The organism is Streptomyces sp. NPDC087440 (assembly GCF_044744005.1).
In the GTDB taxonomy this organism is placed as follows: domain Bacteria; phylum Actinomycetota; class Actinomycetes; order Streptomycetales; family Streptomycetaceae; genus Streptomyces.
The window spans coordinates 1-24510 of the sequence record NZ_JBIUXN010000016.1 but is presented as its reverse complement, the minus strand read 5'-3'; the positions used below and the strand labels follow the sequence as shown (position 1 = coordinate 24510).

21 protein-coding genes are annotated in these 24510 nt (G+C 72.3%); 8 read left to right on the top strand and 13 right to left on the bottom strand.

Features of this window, described 5'->3' with window-relative positions; all coding sequences use genetic code 11:
• Nucleotides 1–38 precede the first annotated feature (38 nt).
• Together ACIO3O_RS27940 and ACIO3O_RS27935 are read right to left on the bottom strand one after the other, a co-directional pair.
• The gene (locus tag ACIO3O_RS27940; RefSeq protein WP_189826963.1) at nt 39–284 is read right to left on the bottom strand and encodes a hypothetical protein; all 246 of its coding nucleotides are present in this window, start codon (nt 282–284) and stop codon (nt 39–41) included.
• Nucleotides 281–580 carry a hypothetical protein gene (locus tag ACIO3O_RS27935; protein WP_401750444.1) on the bottom strand — a complete coding sequence of 100 codons (300 nt, stop codon included), beginning with the start codon at nt 578–580 and terminating at the stop codon, nt 281–283. Before ACIO3O_RS27935 ends, ACIO3O_RS27940 begins: the two co-directional genes overlap by 4 nt.
• A gap of 552 nt (nt 581–1132) precedes the next feature.
• Here ACIO3O_RS27935 and ACIO3O_RS27930 point away from each other — a divergent pair.
• Nucleotides 1133–1720 (top strand): M23 family metallopeptidase, encoded by a 588-nt coding sequence (locus ACIO3O_RS27930; protein ID WP_401750442.1) that lies wholly within the window; start codon nt 1133–1135, stop codon nt 1718–1720.
• A gap of 43 nt (nt 1721–1763) precedes the next feature.
• Here ACIO3O_RS27930 and ACIO3O_RS27925 read toward each other — a convergent pair whose 3' ends face one another.
• Complete coding sequence (locus ACIO3O_RS27925) at nt 1764–2348, bottom strand: TetR/AcrR family transcriptional regulator (RefSeq protein ID WP_401750440.1); 585 nt, start codon at nt 2346–2348, stop codon at nt 1764–1766.
• A 125-nt stretch (nt 2349–2473) separates the two neighbouring features.
• Between ACIO3O_RS27925 and ACIO3O_RS27920 the strand changes: the two genes are divergently transcribed.
• Nucleotides 2474–4072 (top strand): MDR family MFS transporter, encoded by a 1599-nt coding sequence (locus ACIO3O_RS27920; RefSeq protein ID WP_401750438.1) that lies wholly within the window; start codon nt 2474–2476, stop codon nt 4070–4072.
• Between the two features lie 126 nt (nt 4073–4198).
• Here ACIO3O_RS27920 and cseC read toward each other — a convergent pair whose 3' ends face one another.
• The 6 genes from cseC to ACIO3O_RS27890 form a co-directional block, all read right to left on the bottom strand.
• Complete coding sequence (cseC, locus tag ACIO3O_RS27915; protein ID WP_401750436.1) at nt 4199–5503, bottom strand: two-component system sensor histidine kinase CseC; 1305 nt, start codon at nt 5501–5503, stop codon at nt 4199–4201.
• A 75-nt stretch (nt 5504–5578) separates the two neighbouring features.
• Nucleotides 5579–6277, bottom strand: a complete 699-nt coding sequence (gene cseB / locus ACIO3O_RS27910; RefSeq protein WP_401750433.1) for a two-component system response regulator CseB — start codon at nt 6275–6277, stop codon at nt 5579–5581.
• Nucleotides 6278–6402: 125 nt separating this feature from the next.
• Nucleotides 6403–7116: a hypothetical protein gene (locus ACIO3O_RS27905; protein WP_401750826.1), complete on the bottom strand. Its 714-nt coding sequence runs from the start codon at nt 7114–7116 to the stop codon at nt 6403–6405.
• A gap of 140 nt (nt 7117–7256) precedes the next feature.
• Nucleotides 7257–7826, bottom strand: a complete 570-nt coding sequence (locus ACIO3O_RS27900) for a SigE family RNA polymerase sigma factor (RefSeq protein WP_189826970.1) — start codon at nt 7824–7826, stop codon at nt 7257–7259.
• A 167-nt stretch (nt 7827–7993) separates the two neighbouring features.
• Nucleotides 7994–8989, bottom strand: a complete 996-nt coding sequence (locus ACIO3O_RS27895) for an A/G-specific adenine glycosylase (RefSeq protein WP_401750430.1) — start codon at nt 8987–8989, stop codon at nt 7994–7996.
• 186 nt (nt 8990–9175) lie between these two features.
• Nucleotides 9176–9802: a phosphatase PAP2 family protein gene (locus ACIO3O_RS27890; protein WP_401750428.1), complete on the bottom strand. Its 627-nt coding sequence runs from the start codon at nt 9800–9802 to the stop codon at nt 9176–9178.
• Between the two features lie 184 nt (nt 9803–9986).
• On the opposite strand from ACIO3O_RS27890, the gene ACIO3O_RS27885 reads away from it, so the two are divergent.
• A complete protein-coding gene (locus ACIO3O_RS27885) occupies nt 9987–10802 on the top strand; it encodes a hypothetical protein (protein ID WP_401750426.1) in 816 nt (271 codons plus the stop codon).
• Nucleotides 10803–11273: 471 nt separating this feature from the next.
• Here the strand turns inward: ACIO3O_RS27885 and disA are convergent, their stop codons facing one another.
• Complete coding sequence (gene disA / locus ACIO3O_RS27880; RefSeq protein ID WP_401750424.1) at nt 11274–12413, bottom strand: DNA integrity scanning diadenylate cyclase DisA; 1140 nt, start codon at nt 12411–12413, stop codon at nt 11274–11276.
• Between the two features lie 102 nt (nt 12414–12515).
• Nucleotides 12516–13928 (bottom strand): DNA repair protein RadA, encoded by a 1413-nt coding sequence (gene radA, locus ACIO3O_RS27875; protein ID WP_401750422.1) that lies wholly within the window; start codon nt 13926–13928, stop codon nt 12516–12518.
• A 199-nt stretch (nt 13929–14127) separates the two neighbouring features.
• Here radA and ACIO3O_RS27870 point away from each other — a divergent pair, with 199 nt between their 5' ends.
• Complete coding sequence (locus ACIO3O_RS27870; RefSeq protein ID WP_401750421.1) at nt 14128–15963, top strand: hypothetical protein; 1836 nt, start codon at nt 14128–14130, stop codon at nt 15961–15963.
• A gap of 256 nt (nt 15964–16219) precedes the next feature.
• On the opposite strand, the gene ACIO3O_RS27865 is transcribed toward ACIO3O_RS27870, so the two are convergent.
• Nucleotides 16220–17071: a hypothetical protein gene (locus ACIO3O_RS27865; RefSeq protein ID WP_401750419.1), complete on the bottom strand. Its 852-nt coding sequence runs from the start codon at nt 17069–17071 to the stop codon at nt 16220–16222.
• A gap of 54 nt (nt 17072–17125) precedes the next feature.
• Here ACIO3O_RS27865 and ACIO3O_RS27860 point away from each other — a divergent pair, with 54 nt between their 5' ends.
• The 4 genes from ACIO3O_RS27860 to ilvD all read left to right on the top strand — a co-directional run bounded on the left by ACIO3O_RS27860 (nt 17126) and on the right by ilvD (nt 21631).
• A complete protein-coding gene (locus tag ACIO3O_RS27860; RefSeq protein WP_401750418.1) occupies nt 17126–18058 on the top strand; it encodes a Ppx/GppA family phosphatase in 933 nt (310 codons plus the stop codon).
• A gap of 102 nt (nt 18059–18160) precedes the next feature.
• A complete protein-coding gene (locus ACIO3O_RS27855; RefSeq protein WP_401750825.1) occupies nt 18161–19018 on the top strand; it encodes a sugar phosphate isomerase/epimerase family protein in 858 nt (285 codons plus the stop codon).
• Nucleotides 19015–19635 carry a TetR family transcriptional regulator gene (locus tag ACIO3O_RS27850; RefSeq protein WP_401750416.1) on the top strand — a complete coding sequence of 207 codons (621 nt, stop codon included), beginning with the start codon at nt 19015–19017 and terminating at the stop codon, nt 19633–19635. Before ACIO3O_RS27855 ends, ACIO3O_RS27850 begins: the two co-directional genes overlap by 4 nt.
• A gap of 145 nt (nt 19636–19780) precedes the next feature.
• Nucleotides 19781–21631: a dihydroxy-acid dehydratase gene (gene ilvD, locus ACIO3O_RS27845; RefSeq protein ID WP_401750413.1), complete on the top strand. Its 1851-nt coding sequence runs from the start codon at nt 19781–19783 to the stop codon at nt 21629–21631.
• Here the strand turns inward: ilvD and ACIO3O_RS27840 are convergent.
• Entirely contained in the window at nt 21628–24000 is a 2373-nt protein-coding gene (locus tag ACIO3O_RS27840) for a PQQ-binding-like beta-propeller repeat protein (RefSeq protein WP_401750412.1), read from the bottom strand. The two genes, ilvD and ACIO3O_RS27840, sit on opposite strands and share 4 nt — an antisense overlap.
• Nucleotides 24001–24510 lie beyond the last annotated feature (510 nt).

Genomic DNA, 24510 nt, shown 5'->3' with positions numbered 1-24510 from the left:
AGTTGGAGCCCCCTCCGGTTCCCGCCCGCGCCCAGCGATCACGCGTGCACGATCCGCACCACCGTCACCACCAGCACCGCCGCACTCACGTAGTAGACGACCACCGCCCCGCCCGCGACCCCCTGCCGCCGGTCCTTCTCGCCCTTCACGTCGCGCGTGCCCTGCCCGTACGGATCGCGGGCCAGCGCCCGCATCGCGTGCTCGAAGCGCTGGCGGAGGTCGGGGTGCATCGCGTGCCGGGCCGTCTCCGCGGCCGGGGCGTACTGGATGCGCAGACGCGTCATGAGGATTCCGGTCGGGGCTCGTCGGGGGACGCGGACACGCAGTCGGAGAAGTCGCCCGAGGCCAGCCGGGCGAAGACCGCCTCGTCCTCCTCGGCGGCGTCCGTCGGCGCCAGCGCCCAGCGGGCCAGCACTAAGGGGAGGTCCAGGGCGGGGGTGCGGGCGATCTCGGCGTCCAGGTCGGCGGCCTGGGCGGGGGTGAGGGCGGCCCTGATGGTGGGGAGCGTGGCGGGCAGGTCGACCGCGCGGCCGCTCACCACCGTGTGCCACACGACGTCCGGTTCGCTGCTGTCGCCCATCCGGTGCCCCTCCCGCCCCGACGGCACTGCACTTCGCCACCACCGTACGCCGACGCCCCTCATGCGGTTGAGACTTGCGCACGAGGGACGTGTGGGCGAGCGAAAGGACGAGGAGTCGTCCGTACGGGTGGGTCGGGCATGCCCGATTGACGCCGGATGTGTCCGTACGGAACGGCAGGCGCGGCCCGCTCGTGACAAGGCGCACAGGGGTTACGGGGCCTACTAGGGGCGGTAGTGGCCCCGGCGGGGCCTTCGGCGGGACCTCGGGGGTGGTCGGGGAGGGACCTTGGCCCCCGAGGGAGGGGACCCTTCGCAAGCGGGGGTGAATGTCCGATTCAGGGTGCTCTGGCTAGGGCGTAAACCCGTTCCGCCGATGATTTTTTGGGTTGCCCGGGAAAGGGGTGGGGCCGTCAAGGGACCGAATTCCGGGGCTCCGGCTACGAAGAAGGGTCGTAGGAGAGCCGTTTGGGGGTCGGTGGGGCGGCGGGTTACCAATGTGGAGCAAGCCCGGCGAACCTGCCGGGTTCACTCATCTCCGGAGGTTTCTCCCGTATGTCGAAGCTCGTTTCCCGCCGTTTCCGCAACGCCGTCGTTGCCGCCACGGTCGGTGCGGCGTGCGTGGCCGGTACCGGGAGCGCCTTCGCTGCGAGCGGCGCCCCGGTCAGGGCCGTCCCCGCCAAGGCCGCTGCCGAGAAGAAGGCCCCCGCCGCCAAGGCGAAGGGCTGGGCCAAGCCCCTCCAGGGCGGTTATGCCCTCTCCGCCACCTTCGGCAAGGGCGGCACCATGTGGTCCCACAAGCACTCCGGCCAGGACTTCGCCGTCCCCGTGGGCACCCCCGTGAAGGCCGCCTGCGCCGGCACCGTCGTCAAGGCCGGCCCCAACGGCGGCGGTGACGGCCCCGCGTACGGCAACGCGATCGTCGTCAAGCACACCAACGGCACGTACTCGCAGTACGCCCACCTGTCCCGCGTCCAGGTCGCCCCCGGCCAGAAGGTCGCCGCGGGCCAGCAGATAGCCCTCTCCGGCAACACCGGAAACTCCTCGGGCCCGCACCTGCACTTCGAGATCCGCACCACCCCGAACTACGGCTCCGCGGTCAACCCGATCGCGTTCCTGCGCTCTGTCGGCGTCAACGTCTGACCGCAACCCGCAGTAAGTCCGCAGCGAGCCCCGAAGGCCGTTCTCAGGACGCGTCCGCCTGTGTCACCAGGTCGATCGCGACTTCGAGGACGGCCTTCCGCTTGTCCTCCTCGTCGCCCTCGATCTCCTTCAGCGCGAACATCCCCGCGTGCATCGTGAACAGAGCGCTGATGCACCGCACCTGGTCGACCAGCGGAGCCTCCGGCTCCTTCATCAGGGCCACCATCTTGATCATGCGGCTCTTGAAGCTGTCGCCGATGCTCAGGTCCCGCACGGTCCCCTGGTTCTCCTGCATGAAGCGGAAGAGCGGGCCCGCGTTCGTCAGCGCCGTGCTGTAGCGGGTGAGGAGCTCCTTCTTGGTGGCCAGCGTGCGCGGCTGGCGCTCGCCCCACTCGATCATCTCGTCCAGGGGCCTGGTCAGGTCCTCGAAGAGGCTGATCAGGATGTCTTCCTTGGTCTTGAAGTGGTAGTACAGCGCCGCCTTGGTGACCTCGAGTTCCTCCGCGATCTCCCGCAGCGAGGTCTTCTCGTACCCCTGCTCGCCGAACAGCCGCAGTGCCACGTCCTGGATGCGCTGGCGCGTGTCACCTCGGCGCTGCCGACCCGTTCCGCTGGCGCTGCTGGTCATCCTCGTACTCCCAAGGCTTGTTCAACTCACCAAAACTTACTTGACGACCGGCAAGTTAGCGGTCTACCTTCCTGAAGTGTAGCCAACTTGCCGGGCGGCAAGTAAGTACCCAAGGGGAGCGGAACATGACCACCACCACGCCGAACGCGGCGATATCGAAGCCAGAACAGGCGGGGAAGCAGCAGCGCAGCGTGCGTGTGGTGCTCCTCGCGCTGATGATCGCCATGCTGCTGGCGATGCTCGACAACATGATCATCGGCACCGCGATGCCGACCATCGTCGGCGAGCTGGGCGGCCTGGAGCACCTCTCCTGGGTCGTCACGGCGTACACGCTGACCACCGCCGCATCGACCCCGATCTGGGGCAAGCTCGGCGACCTCTACGGCCGCAAGGGCATCTTCCTCACCTCGATCGTCGTCTTCGTGCTGGGCTCCGTGCTCAGCGGCATGGCCCAGGACATGGGCCAGCTGATCGGCTTCCGGGCCGTGCAGGGACTGGGCGCGGGCGGCCTGATGGTCGGCGTCATGGCGATCATCGGCGACCTGATTCCGCCGCGTGAGCGCGGCAAGTACCAGGGCATGATGGCCGGCGTGATGGCGCTCGCCATGATCGGCGGCCCGCTGGTCGGCGGCGCGATCACCGACCACCTCGGCTGGCGCTGGTCCTTCTACATCAACGTGCCGCTCGGCGCGCTCGCCCTCGTCATGATCACCACCGTGCTGCACCTCCCGAAGAAGGAGCGCACCGGCAAGGGGAAGATCGACTACCTCGGCGCGGGCCTGCTGACCATCGGCATCACCGCGATCGTGCTGGTCACCACCTGGGGCGGCACCGAGTACGCCTGGGGCTCCGGCCAGATCCTCGGCCTGATCGCCCTCGGTCTCGTCGCCGTCGCGGGCTTCCTGTACGTGGAGACCAAGGCGGCGGAGCCCATCATCCCGCTGCACATCTTCCGCAACCGCAACTTCACCCTGATGTCCGTGATCGGCTTCATCGTCGGCTTCGTGATGTTCGGCGCGGTGCTCTACCTGCCGCTCTTCCAGCAGTCCGTGCAGGGCGCATCGGCCACCAACTCCGGCCTGCTCCTGCTGCCGATGCTGCTGTCGATGATGGTCGTCTCGCTGGTCGTCGGCCGGGTCACCACCAACACCGGCAAGTACAAGATGTTCCCCATCATGGGCGGCACGCTGATCACCGTCGGCCTGTTCCTGCTCGCCCAGATGGACACCGACACCTCCCGCCTGACCTCCGGCGTCTACATGGCGGTGCTCGGTGCGGGCATGGGCTTCCTGATGCAGATCACGATGCTGGTCGCGCAGAACAGCGTCGAGCCCAAGGACATGGGCGTCGCGTCCTCGTCCACGACCCTCTTCCGTACGCTCGGCAGCTCCTTCGGCGTCTCGGTGATGGGTGCGCTGTTCACCGCCCGGGTCACCGACTCGATGGTCGCCCAAGGCGGCTCCACCGGCGGCATGCCCAAGGGTGCGGCCCTCGACGCCGCCAGCCTGGAGAAGCTGCCCACCGCGCTGCGGGAGATGTACCAGGTCGCCGTCTCCTCCGGCACGCACGGCGCGTTCCTGCTGGGCGCCGGGATCGCGGTGACCGCCCTGGTCGCGGCGTTCTTCGTCAAGGAGATCGAGCTCAAGGGCGCGGGCCCGCAGAAGAAGGTCGACTCCGCCGCCGACTCCGCCACCGAGCAGGACGTGGTGGCCGCCAAGGCGTAGCGGGTACGCCGCCCGGCTCGGAAGTCACGGAGAAGGGGCGCCCGGCACTCACCAGTGCCGGGCGCCCCTTCTCCGTACCGTACGTACGAAGCCTGCTCAGCCATTTCCGTACCGTACGGAGCCTGCTCAGCGCTTGCGCGGCGGCAGGTCCGCCAGCGAGACGATGGGGAAGCTGCCCGTCGCCGTCGGGGCGTGCTCCGGCAGCCACAGCACGGCGATCGCGCCCCCGTCCGCCTGCGCGTTGCGGAACGTCAGCCGCGCCCCCAGCACCTTCGCCTGGCCCGACGCGATGGTCAGCCCGAGGCCGTGCCCGTGACCCGCACGGTCGGTCGATCCGGTACGGAACCGGCTCGGCCCCTCCCGCAGCAGGTCCGCGGGGAAGCCCTTGCCGTGGTCGCGGACCCGCACCACCCGGCCCTCCACGGTCACCTCGAACGGGGGCTTGCCATGCTTGGCGGCATTGCCGAGGAGGTTGCCGATGATGCGCTCCAGGCGACGCGGATCGGTGTTGACCCAGCTGTCGTGCACCACCGTGACGACCGCGTCCGGGTACAGCGCCGCCACCCGCCGCGAGACGAACTCGCCCAGCGCGATCTCCTGCATCTCCGCCCGCTCGGCGGCGCTGTCCAGCCGCGCCACCTCCAGTACGTCCTCCACCAGCGTCCGCAGCGCCTGCGCCCGGTCCCGCACCAGTTCGGTCGGCCGGGACGGCGGCAGCAGTTCCGCGGCCGTGAGCAGGCCCGTGACCGGTGTGCGCAGCTCGTGCGCGATGTCGGCGGTGACCCGGCGCTCGGCCTCCACCCGCTCCTGGAGCGCGTCGGTCAGCGCGTCCACCGCGTGCGCGAGGTCGTCGGTCTCGTCCCGTACGACACCGCCGATCGCGTCCAGCACCCGTACCTGCGTATTGCCCTGGGCGACGTCGGTGGCGGCGGACGCGGCCTTGCGCAGACGGCGCGAGATCGAGCCGCCGATGAGGATGCCCAGCGCGGTGCCGCCCACCACGACGGCGGCCGACGCGATGATCAGCGACCGGTCGAGGTCCTCCACGACGCGCGTGTTGTTCGGGAAGCGGGTGTGCAGGGAGAGGATGTCGCCGCCCGGATAGGGGACCGCGGCCCACACCTCGGGCACCCCGTCCTTGTCCTCCTGGACGTGCGTGGCACGGCGGCCGTGCGCCAGCTTGGCGCGCAGCTCGGCGGGCAGGTCGAGGTCGTTGAGCTGGGAGCCCAGCTTCGGGTCGCGGGAGGACTCGTACAGCCGCTGGGCGAACTGGAGGCGCTCCAATTGCAGGTCACGGGCGTTGTCGAGCATGGAGACGCGCGCCGAGTTGTGCACGACGAGGCTCAGCAGGACGGCGATCAGCGCGCTCACGGCGGCGATCGCGAAGCTGATCTTCCAGCGGATGCCGGTGCGCAGGGCGAAACGGCTCATGCGGCGCTCATCGCGGGGCGCGGCCTGCTCGTCCGGCTCGTCATGTCCGTCGTGCTCGTCATGGGGGAAATGGGGTCAGGCCTTCAACTTGTAGCCGAAGCCGCGGACCGTCTCGATCCGGTCCTGGCCGATCTTCGTGCGCAGCCGCTGGACATGGACGTCCACGACCCGGGTGTCACCGCCCCAGCCGTAGTCCCACACCCGCTCCAGCAGCTTGTCGCGGGAGAGCACGGTGCCGGGCGCGGAGGAGAACTCCAGCAGCAGCCGCATCTCGGTCGGGGTCAGCGCGACGGGCTCGCCGTTCTTGCGGACCTCCATGCCCTCGGTGTCGACCTCCAGCTCGCCGAAGGTCAGCACCCCGCCCTCGCCGCCCGTCACGGGCTCCGGCGCGCCCCCGCCCGACGCGTGGCCGAAGCGGCGCAGCACCGCGCGGATGCGGGCGACCAGCACCGAACCGTCGAACGGCTTGGTCACGTAGTCGTCGGCCCCGGCCTCCAGGCCCAGCACCACGTCGATGGAGTCGGCCCGTGCCGAGAGCATGATCACCGGAACGGTCGACTCGTCACGGATGCGGCGGCACAGGCTCACCCCGTCCATGCCCGGCAGCATCACGTCGAGCAGCGCGATGTCCGGCTGCTGCGCGCGGAACGCCTCCAGGCCCGAGAGACCGTCCGGCATCGCGGTGACGGTGAAACCGTCCCGTTCCAGGGCGAGCTGGGTCGCCTCGCGGATCACATCGTCGTCCTCGACGAACAGGACGTGCGTATCGGCCATGCGGTGCTCTCTGCTCTCTCGGTCCGGGCCCTTCTCGGTCCGGGCTCTCGTGGTCCGGTGCTCTCGCGGTCCGGTCTCACGCGGCCCGGGGGCAGGGGCGATGTTCCACGTGAAACATCACCCGGTCAGCCCTCGGGAGTCGGCGTGTCGCCGGCCTTGTCGGTCCGCGCGGGCGCGACGGGGGTCGGTTCGGCCCGCTTCTTCTTCTCCGCGTCCAGGTCGGGGCTCTGCACCTCGCCCTGCTTGTCGCCGTTGCCGACGGCCTTGCTGTAGCTGTTCTCCACCTTGTCGTGCTCGACGAACTTCTGCCCCATCCAGCGGTACGTCACGACCACCTCACCGGACGGGAACGCCACCGCGTCGCCCTTCTTGTACTCCGGACGGGTCACCACCAGGTCGCCCCGGTCGATCGACGCGTACACCGCGGGCTCCTCGGCCACGAAGACGTTGGTGTACCGGCCATTGTCCTCGCGGAACACATAGCTGCCGATCCCGACGGCATCACCGCAGGTCATCACGTTCACGATGACGTCGTCCGAGGTGTTGCCGGTGACCTTCCCGTAGGAGGCGTCGACCGGGTAGATGTCCTTCACACAGGGCTTGAGGTCGCGCTTGACCGTCTCGCTGACCTTCGGGTCGTTCTTCAGCAGCTCCACCGGGTCCGTCCGGGCGGCCGGGACGGACGAACCGTCGGCCGCCGGCGCGGAGGAGGTGGGCTGCGGCGTCGGGTCGACCTTGGCCGCGACCGGGTCGCTGCGGGCCGGACCCTCGTCGCGCGTACCGGTGCCGCCCGCGCTGCAGGAGACCCCGAACAGGCCGACGGCGGCGAGGCCGGCCATCGCCGTTCCACTCACCGCCAGTACGTTCCGGTGGGACTTCTCCCGGGTCACGGACCCGGGGTTGTGCCCGATCGTGGTGCAGTCGTCGGGGGAGGCCCCTCGGCCGTCCCCCTCCACCGCCCCCAGATCGCTCCGCCTGCCTAGGCCGCGCACCGCTCCTGCCCCCGTTCGACCCGCACTCCACCACGCATGTCTTCGCGCTCCAGGGCCCTGGCGTCCAGGTCCCTGCTCTCCAGTTCCTGCCGGAGCCGGGCGAGTGCCCGGTGCAGGGTGCTCTTGACCGTACCGGCAGACATGCCCAGTGCGGCAGCGGTCTCCTCGGTGCTCATCTGCTCCCAGTGCCGCAATACGACCACGCTGCGCTGCTTCGGCGCCAGCACCCCGAGGATGTCCATCAGGAGAGCGCGGTCGGCGCGCTGCTCCGTGCCGTCCTCGACGCGGGCGTCGGGCAGCTGCTCGGTGGGGACCTCGTCCAGCTTGCGGGCCCGCCACCACTCCGTACGCGTGTTGATCATGACACGGCGCAGGTAGGCGTCGGCCAGCGACTTGTCCTCGATGCCGTCCCAGCGGCCGTACGTACGGGCCAGCGCGGTCTGGAGGAGGTCCTGGGCGTCGACCGGGTCCGGGACGAGTCGGCGTGCACTGCGCAGCAGGGCCTCCTGCCGCGTGCGTACGTACTCCTCGAATCCGAGCACCTCGCCGTGCGCCATTCGAACCGCCTCCGTCCCGTCCCGTTTTCAGCCGGTGGTCAATTCCGGCTGCCGTTCCCCTGTGTCCATGAAGGTACGGAGGCGTTGTCACGGGGTTGTGCGGGTCAGCGCTCGGAGGGCGCACGGCTGTCCATCGGTTGTGTAACGACGGAACCCCTCCGGGAGGTTTAACTCTGCGGAAGCCGGTAAACGCCACCCGCCAGCGGCTCCACCAAACCGTCCGAAACCAGCCCGTCCAGGGCACGTGCCCGTTGCACCGGCTCGTGCCACACGGCGTCAAGTTCCTTCTGCGGCACGGGAGTCACGGCCTCCCGCAACACGGCGAGCAGCCGCCCGCGCACCTGGCGGTCGGTACCGGCGTACGTCTGCGTCCTGCGCGCCGGGCCCTCGTGCGGGGGTTTGCCCGCCTGTAGCCAGGCGCACTTCGCGGAGATCGGGCAGCGCCCGCACTCCGGGTTCTTCGCGGTGCACACCAGTGCGCCGAGCTCCATCGAGGACGCCGCCCAGCGGGCCGCCGTCTCCGTCTCCTCGGGCAGCAGCGCGCGGGCCAGCTTGCGCTCGGCGGCGGTGGTCGCGTTCGGCGGGTACTCGACGCCGGTCACCGCGCGGGCGATCACCCGGCGGACGTTCGTGTCGAGCACCGCGTGCCGCTGTCCGTACGCGAAGGAGGCCACGGCGGCGGCCGTGTACTCGCCGATGCCGGGCAGCGACAGGAGCTGGGCGTGCTCGGACGGTACGTCGCCGCCGTGCCGCTCCGTTATGGCGGTGGCCGCACCGTGCAGGCGCAGCGCCCGGCGCGGGTAGCCGAGCCGGCCCCAGGCGCGGACGGCCTCGCCGGACGGCTCGGCGGCCAGGTCGGCGGGGCGGGGCCAGCGGTCCAGCCACTGCTCGTACACCGGAAGGACCCGGGCGACGGGCGTCTGCTGGAGCATGAACTCGCTGACCATCACACCCCACGGGCCCGCTTCGGGGCGCCGCCAGGGGAGGTCGCGGGCGTTCGCCGTAAACCAGAGGTTGACGTCGGGGTGCAGGACGGGCAGATCGCCACCGTGCTGATCGGGCACGGTCGCGGCGGTCCCGGTGGTGGTCGTTGGTGCGGAGGAGGGGGTCGCGGACATGGGCTCGGACGGGGTCTGGGGCGTGAACTCAGTGGTCGCAGTCATGGCACTTCCGATCCTGGCACGAAACGGTGTGCGGACGGCCGAGGCGGGACGCGGAGCCGCCCGATGATGTGAGCGCGGTCATGTCAGGTGCGGCGGGGAGGGCCCTCAGGGCCGGTCGGCTCCGCCCGGCCCGCAGGGCGGGTCCGCTCTGTACGGCCCGCAGGCCGGGTCCGCTCTGTACGGCCCTCATGTCAGGCTCCTGGAGCGGCGGCCCGCGCCGGGCCCCGCGAACCAGACCAGCAGGCCGACGCTGGACGCCCGCATCCACATGATCACGCCCTGCGCCAGCCGCGCCGACACCCACACCAGCACCGCCGCGCCGATCCCGCCGAACAGCAGGCCGACCAGCACGTCGTGCGGGTAGTGCACGCCGACGAACACCCGCGAGAGCGCCATCAGCACGGCCATCGGCGCGACGAACAGCGCGAGCCGGGGCCAGGCCAGGATCAGCCCGGCCGCCGCCGCGCCCGCGATCACCGAGTGGTTGCTCGGGAACGACCAGTCGCCCACCGCCGGGCACTCCACCAGCGGCTTCGCCGCCCGCGCCACCGCCCGGCAGGGCCGGTCCTCCGTGATGAACGTCTTCAGCAGCTCGCTCGCCACGTACATCACCCCCGTCGCCAGCGGCGCGAGCACCGCGACCGCCACCGACGCCGCACTGTCGCCGCGCGAACGCCACCACACGACGAGGAAGAGGCCGGCGAAGACCAGCAGCCCCAGCTCCGTCCATATCTCGGCGAGGAACTGGAACCAGCCGGGGGTGGCGTGGGCGAAGTTGAGGATGGCGCGGTAGAGCGCGCTGCTGGTTTCCATGCCCCCAGACGTTACGGAATGGACGGGCGGCGTTCACAATCGCCGATCGTCGACTGCTGTGCGTGACGGAGCATGACGAAAGTCGAGTGCGGGATCGTCAGCCAGGATGATGATCGGCAAAAGTTGTCGTGACAGCGGCGGGTGGGGCAGGAGTTGGGGCCTCTTCTCTCGTAGAGTTCGGGCCGTGGGATCTCTGCGTAATCCAGTCGGGCCGCTCCCCTCCTCCATTTACTGGCGACGGAGGGCCGTCGGGCTGTCCTTGCTGGCGCTGTTGGTGGTGCTGGTGCTGTGGATCGTGCTCTCCGGAGGGGGAGACGACGACAAGAACGGCAAGGGCAAGGGAGGTCCTTCGCCCGCCGCCTCCATCACCCCGGGCCCGTCGGCCACGGGACCCGTCGTGCCGGGGGAGCCTGGTGGGCGGGAGACCGGGGGCGGCAACGGGGATGCGGACGGCGGGAGTACGGGGTCCGGATCGGGTTCCGGATCCTCCGGCTCCTCGGGTTCCTCCGGTTCCGGCTCGGGCTCCGGTGGTACGGAGACGGGCGGGGCCGGTGGTGCTGGTGGTGCCGGTGGGACCGGGCAGCAGCTTCCGGCGAATTCATCCCTGCCCAACTGTGCATCCGGGGCAGTGGAGTTGACGCTCAGCGCGCTGAAGGTGCAGGTGCCGGTCGACGAGCCCGCGAAGTTCGTGGTGACCGCGAAGAACACGTCGGCGGGGGCCTGCAAGGTGGACCTGGGGCCCGAGGGAGCGGTCGTCACCGTCAAGAACGACGCGAGCGAGAAGGTCTGGTCCTCGAAGGACTGCGTCAAGGGCGCGCGGAATGCCTTCTTCCAGCTTCCGGCGAAGGGGCAGGTGACGCGGGTCGTCACGTGGGACCGCAAGCCGAGTGATGCGGCGAAGTGTGATGCTCCGGTGGGTGGTGTGGTGGCGCCGGGCACCTATGTGGTGGAGCTCTCCGGAGCCAAGTTCCCCGCCTCCATCTCCCTCCAGAAGGACTGACCCCTCCACCCCTCTGCTTCCCCAGCCGGCCCCCTTGGGCCCCCTCTTGCGGCCCCGCCCCCTCGGGCTGCGCCCACCCCCTTCCCCCAGCCGCCTTGGGCGGCGGGGCCGCCCCCGGGGGCGGGACGGGCGGGCAAGGGGGCGGCCCCTCCCGCTCCCGGCCCACCCGGGTGCCGCCCCTGGCTCCGCCCCGACTCCGGGTGCGCGTCCAAAGGGGCCCGGGCCCGCCCCCGTACCGGACATGCGGCCCCGCCCGGCTCAGGCAGAGAGGCCCCGGACCCGCCCCTCCACCTAAAGCGCTCGCCGCGCGGCGATTGCACGGGTCCGTGCGGGTGAGTGGGTGGCTGGGCGCGCAGTTCCCCGCGCCCCTGAAGGGGCGCGACCGCGCGGCGGAGACGCAGAGCACAGCCCCGTGCCCCTGGAGCACGGCCCCACGCCCCTAAAGGGTGCGACCGCAGAGCGAGCGTGGGGTCAGACGTAGCGTTCCAGGATGGAGGATTCGGCGAGGCGGGAGAGCCCCTCGCGGACCGACCTGGCGCGGGCCTCGCCGACGCCGTCGACCGTCTGGAGGTCGTCCACACTCGCGGCGAGGAGCTTCTGGAGCCCGCCGAAGTGCTCCACGAGTCGCTCGATGATCGCCCCGGGCAGCCGCGGCACCTTCGCCAGGAGGCGGTAGCCGCGCGGGGAGACCGCGGAGTCCAGGGTCTCCGGGGATCCGCTGTAGCCCAGGGCCCTCGCCACGATGGGGAGTTCGAGCAGCTCGCTGTGGGAGAGCGCGTCGAGTTCGGTGAGGGCCTCGGCCACCGTGCGGGAGCGCTTCGCCGTCGGCTCGGGGACGTAGTCGCGTACGACCAGTTCGCGCTCCGGCTCGACGCCCGCGATCAACTCGTCCAGCTGGAGGGAGAGCAGGCGGCCGTCCGTGCCCAACTCGACCACGTACTCGGCGATTTCGGTCGCGATCCGGCGCACCATCTCCAGGCGCTGGGCGACCGCCGTCACGTCGCGGACCGTGACAAGGTCCTCGATTTCGAGGGCGGAGAGGGTCCCCGCGACCTCGTCCAGGCGGAGCTTGTAGCGCTCCAGCGTGGCCAGGGCCTGGTTCGCGCGGGAGAGGATCGCGGCGGATTCTTCGAGGACGCGGCGTTCGCCGTTCACGTACAGGGCGATCAGGCGCATCGACTGCGAGACGGAGACGACGGGGAAGTGGCACTGCTTGGAGACGCGGTCCGCGGTGCGGTGGCGGGTGCCCGTCTCCTCGGTGTGGATCGAGGCGTCCGGCACCAGCTGCACGCCCGCGCGCAGGATCTTGGTGATGTCCTTGTCGAGGATCAGCGCGCCGTCGAGCTTGCAGAGCTCGCGCAGGCGGGTGGCGGTGAACTCGACGTCGAGGACGAAGCCGCCGGTGCACATCGACTCGACGGTCTTGTCCATGCCGAGGACGATCAGCCCGCCGGTGTTGCCGCGCAGGATGCGCTCCAGGCCGTCGCGGAGGGCCTGCCCGGGGGCGACGGCGCTCAGCGAGGCGCGGATCTGGGCCTCGTTGCCAGAGCCGGAGTTGCTGGAGCCTCCGCCGGACTTTCCGGGTGATGAGGCCCGGTCGTTGGCTGCCACTGCACTCCTCCGGATACGGGGGTCACGGGTCGGGGCCGCCCCTGGCAGGGGCGGTCAACTTCGCCTCGCGTACGCGGTGGACAGGCGAGACCAGGGCAAAGTCTACCGGCGCTCCTCCTCGCTCCGTGGGGCCTGTGCGCGAGACCGGCGCGGAAGGGCCAGCAGAGCGGCTCCCATGTCGGCGACTTCGGTCACCTTCATGCCCGCCGGAACCTTGCCCGGATCGCTCGGGACCAGGGCGTGCGTGAAGCCCAGGCGGTGCGCTTCGGCGAGGCGGCGCTGGACGCCCGTGACCCGGCGGATCTCCCCGGCCAGGCCCACTTCGCCGATCGCGACCAGGTTCTTGGGGAGCGGGGTGTCGGACGCGGCGGAGGCCAGGGCGAGGGCGACGGCGAGGTCGGAGGCGGGCTCGGTGAGTTTTACGCCGCCGACCGTCGCGCAGTAGATGTCGCGTTTGCCGAGCGCACTGATCTTTCCGCGCTGTTCGAGGACCGCCAGCATCATCGAGACGCGGGAGGTCTCCAGGCCCGAGGTGGTGCGGCGGGGGGAGGGGATCTGCGAGTCGACCGTGAGGGCCTGGACCTCGGTGACCAGGGGGCGGCGGCCCTCCAGGGTGACGGTCAGGCAGGTGCCGGGGACGGCGACGTCGCGGCGGGTGAGGAAGAGGCCGGAGGGGTCGGCGAGGCCCGTGATGCCCTCGTCGTGCAGTTCGAAGCAGCCGACCTCGTCGGTGGCTCCGTACCGGTTCTTCACGCCCCGGACCAGGCGCAGGCGCGCGTGCCGGTCGCCCTCGAAGGAGAGGACGACGTCGACCAGGTGCTCCAGCAGGCGGGGGCCCGCGATGTTGCCGTCCTTGGTGACGTGGCCGACCAGCAGGGTCGCCATGCCGCGTTCCTTGGAGGCCCGGATCAGGGCCGCCGTCACTTCCCGGATCTGGGCGACGCCGCCGGGCGCGCCGTCCAGCTCGGCGGAGGCGACGGTCTGCACGGAGTCGAGGATCAGGAGGGTGGGCTTGACCGCGTCGAGGTGGCCGAGGACGGCGGCCAGGTCGGTCTCGGCCGCCAGGTAGAGGTGGTCGCTGACCGCCTTGATCCGGTCCGCGCGCAGCCGGACCTGGCTCGCCGACTCCTCCGCCGTGACGTACAGCGTGCGGTGCTCGTCGTCGGCGGCCTTCGCGGCGACGTCGAGCAGCAGCGTCGACTTGCCGACGCCCGGCTCGCCCGCGACCAGCACCACCGCGCCGGGCACCAGACCGCCGCCGAGCACCCGGTCCAGCTCGGGCACCCCGGTGGAGCGGGCCGTGGCCGTACGGACGTCGACCTGGCCGATGGGGAGTGCGGCCGTGGAGACCCGGCCGGCCGCGGTCGTACGGACCGCGGGCGCGCCGCCGTACTCCTCGACCGTCCCCCAGGCCTGGCACTCGGGGCAGCGGCCGAGCCACTTCACGGCCGTCCAGCCGCATTCGGTGCAGCGGTAGGACGGCCGGTCCTTCGCGGATTTTGTACGGGCAGCCATGGCGTCACCGTACAGAGGGGGTCTGACAACCCGGCCCCGGGCACCGCCACGGGGCGTGAGGGCATAGGCCACTGGTACGGGACAGAAAGGGGCGGAATGAGGGATTCCTGTCCCCTTTTGAGGGATCTGTTCACCCGTACGGATTAAAAGGGCTCAAGGGGAGCGAGGGGGCGGCCGTACCGCCCCTACGGTCGGCCGGGTGACGACCAGCAGGCGGGAGCAGCACCCCACGCGCCCCACACCACCCACCGGCACCACCGGTAGCGCGGGCGTGACCGAAAGCAGCACCGGCGCGCACCGGGCCCACCGGCGCGCCCCCCGCACCCTGGCCCAGCGGCCGCCGAGCCGCTACGAGCCGTATCTCGACGGACTGTTCACCTACGCCCTGTCCGTCCTGCGCGACCACGACGTGGCCACCGCCGTGCTCGGCGACGTGCTGGCCCTGTCCGAGCGCAGCTTCACCCGCAGCCCCGCCGGTGAACCGGAACGCCGGGCCTGGCTGTACGCGCTGGCCCGCTGGGCCTGTCTGCGCCGCCTCGCCGACGAGAAGCGGCGTCGGCAGGCCTCGCACGGCGGCCACCAGGCCCACCGCCCGCCCTTGGCCGTACCGGAACCGGAACTTCCGGTCGAGGGGAGCGTCGCCCGCGCCCGGCACGCCGACCTGGCCCGGCTCGCCTGGCCCGAGGCCGCCGGGACGTCGCCGGAGCAGCGGGAAGCCCTGGAGCTGGCGGTACGGCACGGGCTCGGCGCCCGGCAGGTCGCGGCGGTGCTGGGGCTCGACTACCCGGCGGCCCGCGAACTCCTGGCCGCCGCGGCCTGCGAGGTCGAGCGGACCCGGGCGGCGCTGCTGGTGGTCGAGAGCGGGGCCTGCCCGACGGTGACCCGGCTGACCGGCGACGACCAGGTGCTGCTCAGCACCGCCCTGCGCGGGGAGCTCGTCCGGCACGTGGACGAGTGCCCCCTGTGCCGCCGGGCCGCCGAGCGGGCCGGGGCGGGCGGGCCCTGGCCGGGCACCGGCGCGTCCCCGGGGCGGCTGCCGCTGGTCGCGGCGCCGCGCTCGGCGGCGTACATGGCGATGCTGCACGCCCCGAGGGTGCCGCGCGGGGGCACTCCGCGCTTCGACCGCGACGGCTTTCCGCTGGACCCCAAGGACCGGGCGGCGCGGCGCGAACGGCTGCGGACCCGGGCCGTGACGACGACCGTGGTGGCGACCGTCGTGGCCGCACCGGTGCTGGCCCTGTGGGCGGCGTACCGGGCGCCCGCGACGGGGGAGGGGCACCGGGGCGCTTCCGTCACCGCGAGCGAGAAGGAAGGGGCGGTGGGGAGGGACGGCTCGCCGTACGAAGGGGACGGCGGGGACGCGTACGAGAACGCCGGGAGCGCGCGCAACGGGCCCGACCCCAGTCTTTCCACGGGCAGCGGGGTGCGGGACGTCGCGGTGAAGGTCCTCACCCCCGGGCGGCCGCCCGCCCCCGGTGCGGGGCGGCTCACGGTGACGGCGGAGTCCTCGGGCGGGGCCACGGTGGTCCGGCTGAGCGCGTCCCGGGACGGGCCACTGGCGTGGTCGATCTGGGCCAACGCGCCGTGGCTGCACCTGAGCAGGGGTTCGGGGGTGCTGGCGCCGGGGGAGTCGGTCACGGTGTACGTGACGGTGGACCGGGAGCGGGAACCGCTGGAGGCGTGGACGGCGCGGGTGGGGGTGTCGCCGTGCGGGGCGGTGGTGTCGGTGAGCGGGAGGGGGGCAGGGGTGCCGGGGCCCGTGCCCTCGTCGGGCGGGGGGTCGGAGGGGTCGTCGTCGGGCGGGGAGTCCGGGGGGCCGTCGGCGCCGCCCACTGTTCCGCCGACGCAGCCGCCGACCTCGCCGCCCACTGTTCCGCCGACTTCGCCGCCGTCCGGGCCGCCTACGCATCCGCCGACGCAGCCGCCGTCGTCGCCGCCCACGGAGCCGGGCGGGTCGGCTTCGCCGTCGGGGGAGCCGAGTCCTTCCGGGAGCCCGGAGCCGGTGCCGTCGGCGACACCGGGGGCTTCGCGCTAGGGGTTTCCGTGCGGGTGGGTGGGTGGCTGGTCGCGCCCACGCGGCGGAGCCGCACATCGAAACAGCCCCGCGCCCCTGATGGCATGCCCTCCGGGCAGCCATCCCCCCAGCCCCCTTGGGCGGCGGGGCCGCCCCCCGGGGGCGGGACGGGCGGGCAAGGGGGCGGCCCCTCCCGCTACCGGCCCCGCCCGGGAGCCCCCGCCCAGCCCCCGCGCCGGACGCGCGTCCCAAGAGGCCCCGCCCCGCCCCGTACCGGCTAACGCTTCGGATCCGCCGGATGCGGGGCCACCAACGGCAGTTGGGAAGCGAGCCGCGCCTCGCACAGCTCCGCCAGCTTCGCGTAGCCGCCCGCACCCATCAGCTCCGTCAGCTCGGGCCGGTAGGAGACGTAGACAGGGTCGCCCGCCCCGTGCGCGGACGTCGCCGACGTGCACCACCAGTGCAGGTCGTGGCCGCCCGGACCCCAGCCGCGCCGGTCGTACTCCCCGATCGTGACCATCAGGATCTTCGTGTCGTCCGGGCGCTCCACCCAGTCGTACGTCCGCCGCACCGGCAGCTGCCAGCACACGTCCGGCTTCGTTTCGAGGGGCTCCTTGCCCTCGCGCAGCGCGAGGATGTGCAGGGAGCAGCCCGCCCCGCCCGCGAATCCGGGGCGGTTCTGGAAGATGCAGGAGCCCTCCCAGCGGCGCGTCTGGCGGTCGCCGTCCTCGTCGGTCTGGACCCAGCCGCCGTTCGGGCCCTTCACGCCCTTCGAGGTCTGCGCGATGTCGTGGAACTGCCAGATGTCGGGGGTGAGACGGGCCACGTGCCCCGCGACCCGCTTCTCGTCGTCCTCGTCCGAGAAGTGCGCCCCCAGCGTGCAGCAGCCGTCGTCCGCGCGGCCCAGCTTGATGCCCTGGCAGCCGCTGCCGAAGATGCACGTCCACTTCGACGTCAGCCAGGTCAGGTCGCAGCGGAAGACCTGCTCCTCGTCCTCCGGGTCCGGGAACTCCACCCACGCGCGGGCGAAGTCCAGACCCTGCTCGTCAGTCACCACCGCATCCACCGCCGCGCCCGCTTCCGACTGCTTCGTCGCTTTTCCCGGCTTCGCCTTTTTCGTCTTTGGCACGGGGCAAGGGTAGGCGCAGGAACCTGTGCGCCGCGCCGCAGTAGCGTTCCGTACATGAGACTCGGAGTCCTCGACGTCGGTTCGAACACGGTGCACCTGCTCGTGGTGGACGCCCATCGCGGCGCCCGCCCCCTCCCCGCGCACTCCTACAAGGAGGAACTGCGCCTCGCGGAGCTGCTGGACGGGGACGGTGCGGTGGCCCCGGCCGGCATAGACCGGCTGGTCAGCACGGTGCGGCAGGCCATGCAGGCCGCCGAGGACAAGGGGTGCGAGGACGTCATCGCCTTCGCCACCTCGGCCGTGCGGGAGGCCACCAACGCCGACCACGTCCTCGCGCGCGTGCGGGAGGAGACCGGGGCGGACTTGAAGGTGCTGTCGGGGGAGGACGAGGCCCGGCTCACCTTCCTCGCCGCCCGCCGGTGGTTCGGCTGGTCCGCGGGCAAGCTGCTGCTGCTCGACATCGGCGGCGGCTCGCTGGAGATCGCGTACGGCATCGACGAGGACCCGGACATCGCCGTCAGCCTGCCGCTCGGCGCCGGCCGCCTCACCGCAGGCCACCTGCCCGGCGACCCGCCGGACGCCCAGGACGTACGGGCCCTGCGCAAGCACGTACGTGCCGAAATCGCCCGTACGGTCGGGGAGTTCGCCCGCTTCGGGCCGCCGGACCACGTCGTGGCGAGCTCCAAGACCTTCCGCCAGCTCGCCCGGATCGGCGGGGCCGCGCGGTCGGCCGAAGGCCTGTACGTACAGCGTGAACTGAGCCGCAGTTCGCTCCAGGAGTGGGTGCCGAAACTGGCCGCCATGACCGCCGAGCAGCGCACCCACCTGCCCGGCGTCTCCGCCGAGCGCGCGCCCCAACTCCTGGCGGGAGCCCTGGTCGCGGAGGGGGCGATGGACCTGTTCGAGGTGCGCGTGCTGGAGATCTGTCCGTGGGCGCTGCGGGAGGGCGTCATCCTGCGGCGGCTGGATCGGCTCGCTCCGTCCTGAGGGTCCCGCCCCCTCGCCGCACCCCGGCGGGAGGGGGACCGTACGCTGTCCTTCGTGGCAGAAGTGGCGAAACCAGCGGAACCGTCGGCGGCGCCGGGGATCGTGCCGCGGGCCGTACCCGAGTCCGTACCGGCCGTGCGCATCCCCGATGCGAAGGTCGCGCTGTCCACCGCCTCCGTCTACCCGGAGTCGACCGCGACGGCCTTCGAGATCGCCGCGCGCCTCGGCTACGACGGCGTCGAGGTCATGGTGTGGACGGACCCCGTCAGCCAGGACGTCGAAGCGCTGCGCAGACTCTCCGACCACCACGGCGTCCCGATCCTCGCCGTGCACGCGCCGTGCCTGCTGATCACGCAGCGGGTGTGGTCGACGGACCCGTGGGTCAAGCTCCAGCGGGCCCGGGCGGCGGCGGAGAAGCTGGGCGCGTCGACGGTGGTCGTGCACCCGCCCTTCCGCTGGCAGCGCTCGTACGCCCGCGACTTCGTCACCGGCATCTGGCGGATGGCCGAGGAGACGGACGTCCGCTTCGCCGTCGAGAACATGTACCCGTGGCGGTACAAGGACCGCGAGATGCTCGCGTACGCCCCCGAGTGGGACGTGACGAAGGACGACTACCGGCACTTCACCGTCGACCTCTCCCACACGGCGACCGCCCGCACCGACGCCATGGCCATGATCGACCGCATGGGCGAGCGGCTCGGCCACGTCCACCTCGCCGACGGCAACGGCTCCGCCAAGGACGAGCACCTGGTCCCGGGGCGCGGCACCCAGCCCTGTGCGGAACTCCTGGAACGGCTGGCGGCCACCGGCTTCGACGGGCACGTCGTCGTCGAGGTCAACACCCGCCGGGCCATGTCCTCCGCCGAGCGCGAGGCCGACCTCGCGGAGGCGCTCGCCTTCACGCGCCTGCACCTGGCGTCGGCGCCGGTGCCGCCCGCCCCGGGAGCGCGGGGCGCATGACCACGGACGGCCCGGCGGGCCCGCGTCGCAGGGGACGCCCGTCCCGTACCCAATCGGACGCGGCGCCCGCGGCCCGCGACCGCATCCTGGACGCGGCCCGCGCCGAGTTCGCCGAACGCGGGTACGACAAGACCTCCGTGCGGGGGATCGCCCGATCCGCCGGAGTCGACTCCGCCCTCGTCCACCACTACTTCGGTACGAAGGACGAGATCTTCGCGGCGTCCGTCGAGGTGTCCTTCGAACCCGCCCTCGCCATGGAAGCCCTGGTCGGGCAGGGGCCGGACGGCATCGGCGAGCGCATCGCCCGCTACTTCTTCTCCGTCTGGGAGAACCCGGCGACCCGGGGCCCCCTCCTGGCCATCGTCCGCTCGGCCCTCACGCACGAGGCGGCGGCGAAGGTGCTGCGCGGGTTCGTGCTCCGCCGCCTCCTGGAGCGGATCGCGGCGGACCTGGAGGTCCCCGACCCCACGTTCCGGGCGGAGCTGGCGGTCTCCCACATGGTCGGCATCGCGGTCGTCCGCTACGCCCTGCGCGTCGAGCCCCTGGCCTCCGCCCCGGTGGACGACATCGTGGCGCTGGTCGCCCCGACCCTCCAGCGCTATCTGACCGAGCAGTAACCCACTGGTCCCCGGAGCCCCCCACCCGAACATCCGTCCCGCGATCCGGACTCCCCGTCCACATCCCGGAATCTAGGCGTACGCTCGACGCCAGTCGTACCGTACGCAGACACACCCGATCCGTACTCCTGGGAAGTGAACCCCGATGCCCGAGCTGAGGTCCCGCACCGTCACCCACGGCCGCAACATGGCAGGCGCCCGCGCGCTCATGCGCGCCTCCGGTGTAGCGAGCGAGGACATCGGCAAGCCGATCATCGCGGTCGCCAACTCCTTCACCGAGTTCGTCCCCGGCCACACCCACCTCGCCCCCGTCGGCCGGATCGTCTCCGAGGCGATCCACGCCGCCGGCGCGGTCCCCCGCGAGTTCAACACCATCGCCGTGGACGACGGCATCGCGATGGGCCACGGCGGGATGCTCTACTCCCTCCCCTCCCGCGACCTCATCGCGGACAGCGTGGAGTACATGGTCGAGGCCCACTGCGCCGACGCCCTGATCTGCATCTCCAACTGCGACAAGATCACCCCCGGCATGCTGATGGCGGCCCTGCGCCTCAACATCCCCACGATCTTCGTCTCCGGCGGCCCCATGGAGTCCGGCAAGGCCACCCTCGTCGACGGTACCGTCCGCACGCTCGACCTGGTCGACGCCATGTCGGACGCCGTCAACGACAAGATCTCCGACGCGGACATGCTCCGTATCGAAGAGAACGCCTGCCCCACCTGCGGCTCCTGCTCGGGCATGTTCACGGCCAACTCCATGAACTGCCTCGCCGAGGCCATCGGCCTCGCCCTCCCCGGCAACGGCTCCACCCTCGCCACCCACACCGCCCGCCGCGCGCTGTACGAGAACGCGGGCCGCACCATCGTCGAGATCACCAAGCGGCACTACGAGCAGGACGACGCGACCGTCCTCCCGCGCTCCATCGCCACCTACGCCGCGTTCGAGAACGCCATGGCCCTCGACATCGCCATGGGTGGCTCCACCAACACGATCCTGCACCTCCTGGCCGCCGCCCAGGAGGCCGGAGTCGCCTACGGGCTCCCGGAGATGGACGTCATCTCGCGCCGCGTCCCGTGCCTGGCGAAGGTCGCGCCGAACGTCGGCAAGAACCGTACGTACTACATGGAGGACGTCCACCGCGCGGGCGGCATCCCCGCCATCCTCGGCGAGCTCCACCGCGGCGGCCTCCTCAACGAGGACGTGCACAGCGTGCACTCCGCCTCCCTCGCCGAGTGGCTCAAGAACTGGGACGTCCGCGGCGGCTCCCCGGCCCCCGAGGCCGTCGAGCTGTGGCACGCCGCCCCCGGCTGCGTCCGCTCCGCCACCGCCTTCTCGCAGTCCGAGCGCTGGGACACCCTCGACACGGACGCCGAGGAAGGGTGCATCCGGTCCGTCGAGCACGCGTACTCGAAGGACGGCGGCCTCGCCGTCCTGCGCGGCAACCTCGCCGTCGACGGCTGCGTCGTGAAGACCGCGGGCGTCGACGAGTCCATCTGGACCTTCGAGGGCCCCGCCGTCGTCTGCGAGTCGCAGGAGCAGGCCGTCGAGAAGATCCTCCTCAAGGAGGTCACGGCGGGCGACGTCGTCGTCATCCGGTACGAGGGCCCCAAGGGCGGCCCGGGCATGCAGGAGATGCTGTACCCGACCTCGTACCTGAAGGGCACCGGGCTCGGCAAGCAGTGCGCGCTGATCACCGACGGCCGCTTCTCCGGCGGCACTTCGGGCCTCTCCATCGGCCACGCCTCACCCGAAGCGGCCTCGGGCGGCACCATCGCCCTGGTCCAGGACGGCGACCGCATCCGCATCGACATCCCCAACCGTACGATCGAACTCCTGGTCTCCGACGAGGAGTTGGCGGAGCGGGACGCGGCCCTCGGCGGCGTCTACGCCCCGAGGAACCGCGAGCGCAAGGTCTCCCAGGCCCTGCGCGCGTACGCCGCCATGGCCACCAGCGCCGACAAGGGCGCGGTCCGCGACGTCTCCAAGCTGGGCTAGCCGACCGGCCCTTGCGGCTGACCTCCCCCGTCCCGCGGGCTGGGCGGGGGAGGGGGCGGCGGTCCGGGGTCCGTGCCCGGCGGGTCGTCCGAGCCGGGGCGCAGGTTCGGGTCGTGCGGGTCCAGGGAGAAGACCGCGCCGCCGGTCCCCGTGACGACGAGCGCGCCGCCCACCCGCAGCACGCTCGTGTCGTGGTACGCGGCCGGGGGCGCCCCGCGGTGCCCCGACCGCCATCTCTCCTCACCCGTACGGGAGTCGAGCGCCACCACCCGCCCGCTCAGGCTCGGCACGTACAGCGTCGTGCCCCCGGCGTCCGTCTCCGGCGCACCGAGCCCGCGCACCCCGGTGTTCCGCGTCCAGCGCACACCGCCGTCGCGGGCGTCGTACGCGGAGACCGTGCCCCAGTGGTGCACGAAGTAGACCGTGTCGCCGCGCAGCACCGGCCGCCCCTGCGGCGTGCCGGACAGCCGGACCGTGCGCGGGGCGCGGGTGCCGGACGGGTCGACCAGGACGAGTGCGGAGAAACTGCCCTCGTGATGCGCGTGCTGGGCGACATCACCGGCCCTGCCCCACTTCGCGAAGACCAACATCCCGCCCGAAAGACCGAGTTGGTCCTGGTCGCGGCCCCGCTCGCGCTCGGTCAGGACGGTCCGCCTGCCGCCCCCGCTCGCCCAGCCGACGTACGTACGGGGTCCGCCCTCGTCACCGCGTTCCGTGCACGTCCCGTACAGCGCCCCGCCGATGACGTACGGAACGCACGCCAGCCCCGCCGGATTCGGCGAGGTCCAGCGGGCGTCGCCGGTGGCGGTGTCGCGGGCGACGACGGCCCGCAGATCGGCGGAGGGTGCGACGACGAGCCCACCGAGCACCGCGGGCTCGCCGGTGGGCCCGCCCACCGGCCGGTGCCAGAGGCGGTGGCCGTCGCGGGAGTCCAGCGCGACCAGCCGGTGCGCGGTGTCCGACAGCGTCTCCACCACGAACACGGTCTTCCCGGCCGCCAGTTGGGAGGGGCTGGAGTCGCCGATCTCCCGGGTGCCCGGGGCGGTCGGCGGCTGCGGGGCCCGCCACAGCACCGTCCCGGTCGCCGCGTCCAGCCGTACCGTACGCACCGAACCGCCCCCGCAGTGCACGGCCGCCGTGCCGTCCGCGGTGCACCGCACCGACTCGACCGGCCCGGTCGCGCCGACGGTCGCGGGCGGCAGCGCGGCCTGCCAGGACCGCCACCCGGCGGGCAACGCCTCCCCGGACCGCACGGGCCGCTGCTGCCCGGACCGGGGAGTGGCAGACGTACTCGCACTGCCCTCCTCCCCGTTCCCCTCGGGCAGCAGGAGTACGAGCACTCCGGCGCCCGCGGCGAGCAGCAGGCCGGAGGCGACGGCGAGGACGGCGGCACGGGGGCGCCGGGGCAGCCAGGGTTGCCGGGGGAGGGGGTGCGCGGCCGGGGGAGGGGTCGGGGTGGTGGGGGAGCCGGGGCGGCCCCGCCGACGTACGACCATCGTGTCCGCATCGGCGTGGGCGTCGGAGTCGGAGTGGGCGGCTTGTTCGGTGCCCCCTTGGCCACCCGTGGGCCGCCACTTGCGTAACAACCCCGTCAGCTCGGCGAGATCGGGCCGCTCGTCCGGCTCCTTGAGCAGGCAGTACTCCAGGATCCCGCGCAGGGGCTCGCGCACGCCGTCCAGGACGGGCGGCTCGTGCACGACGGCGTACGCGGTCATGAACGGGCTGTCGGAGTCGAACGGGCCGTGCCCCACGGCGGCGTACACGAGCAGCGTCGCCAGCGAGAAGACGTCCGAGGCGGGCCCGACCGTCCGAGGGCTGTTCAACTGCTCCGGCGACATGAACGGCGGGGTCCCCATCACGTTCCCCGTGACGGTGAGCGGGGCGTTCCCCACCGCCCGCGACACCCCGAAATCAATGACCCTCGGCCCGTCCGCCGCCATCAGCACATTCGCGGGCTTGAGGTCCCGGTGCACGACCCCGACCCGGTGGATGTCCCGCAACGCCTCCACCAGCCCGAGCGCCAGCAGTCTCAACTCGGCCTCGCCCAGCGGCCCCTGCTCCTCCAGCAGCTGGGCGAGCGTGGGCCCGGGAACGTACTGCGTGGCCATCCACGGCCGCACCGCCTCCGCGTCCGCGTCGACCACGGACGCGGTGAACGCCCCGCTGACCTGCCGCGCAGCAGCGATCTCCTGCCGAAACCGCACCCGGAAGTCCGGGTCGGCGGAGAACTGCTCATGGACCACCTTCACGGCGACCTCACGCCCCGAGGGGGACCTCCCGAGGAAAACGGTCCCCATGCCACCGGTCCCGAGCCGGCCGAGGAGCCGGTACTCCCCGATGACCTGAGGATCGTCCGCCGCGAGCGTCACGGCTCAACTCCCTTACCCCTCACCACACCTGGACCCCCCACCCTAGGCACAGAACCCTCCCCACCGCGTCCCCTTCCCCTCCCCCTCCCCCCAACAACCCCCACCCCCTTCCCCTGGGCCCACCACCCCGCCCGTCTCGGTCGCGGGTGCTGCCTGCCCGTCCCGGTCGCGGGTGCTGCCCCCGCGTCCCGGCTACGGGTGCCGCCCGCCCGTCCCGGCTGCGGGTGCTGCCCTGCCCGTCCCGGTCGCGGGTGCTGCCCTGCCCATCCCGGTCACGGGTGCCCCCCCCGCCCGTCCCGGCCACGGGTGCCGCCCCGGCTGCCCGCGCTGCGGGTGCTGTCCCGGTCGTCCTCCTGCGCTTGCCGCCCCGACCCTGCGACGGTCACCGTCCCCCTGCTGCCCTGCTGCCCTGCTGCCCTGCTGCCCTGCTGCCCTGCTGCCCTGCTGCCCTGCTGCCCTGCTGCCCTGCTGCCCTGCTGCCCTGCTGCCCTGCTGCCCTGCTGCCCTGCT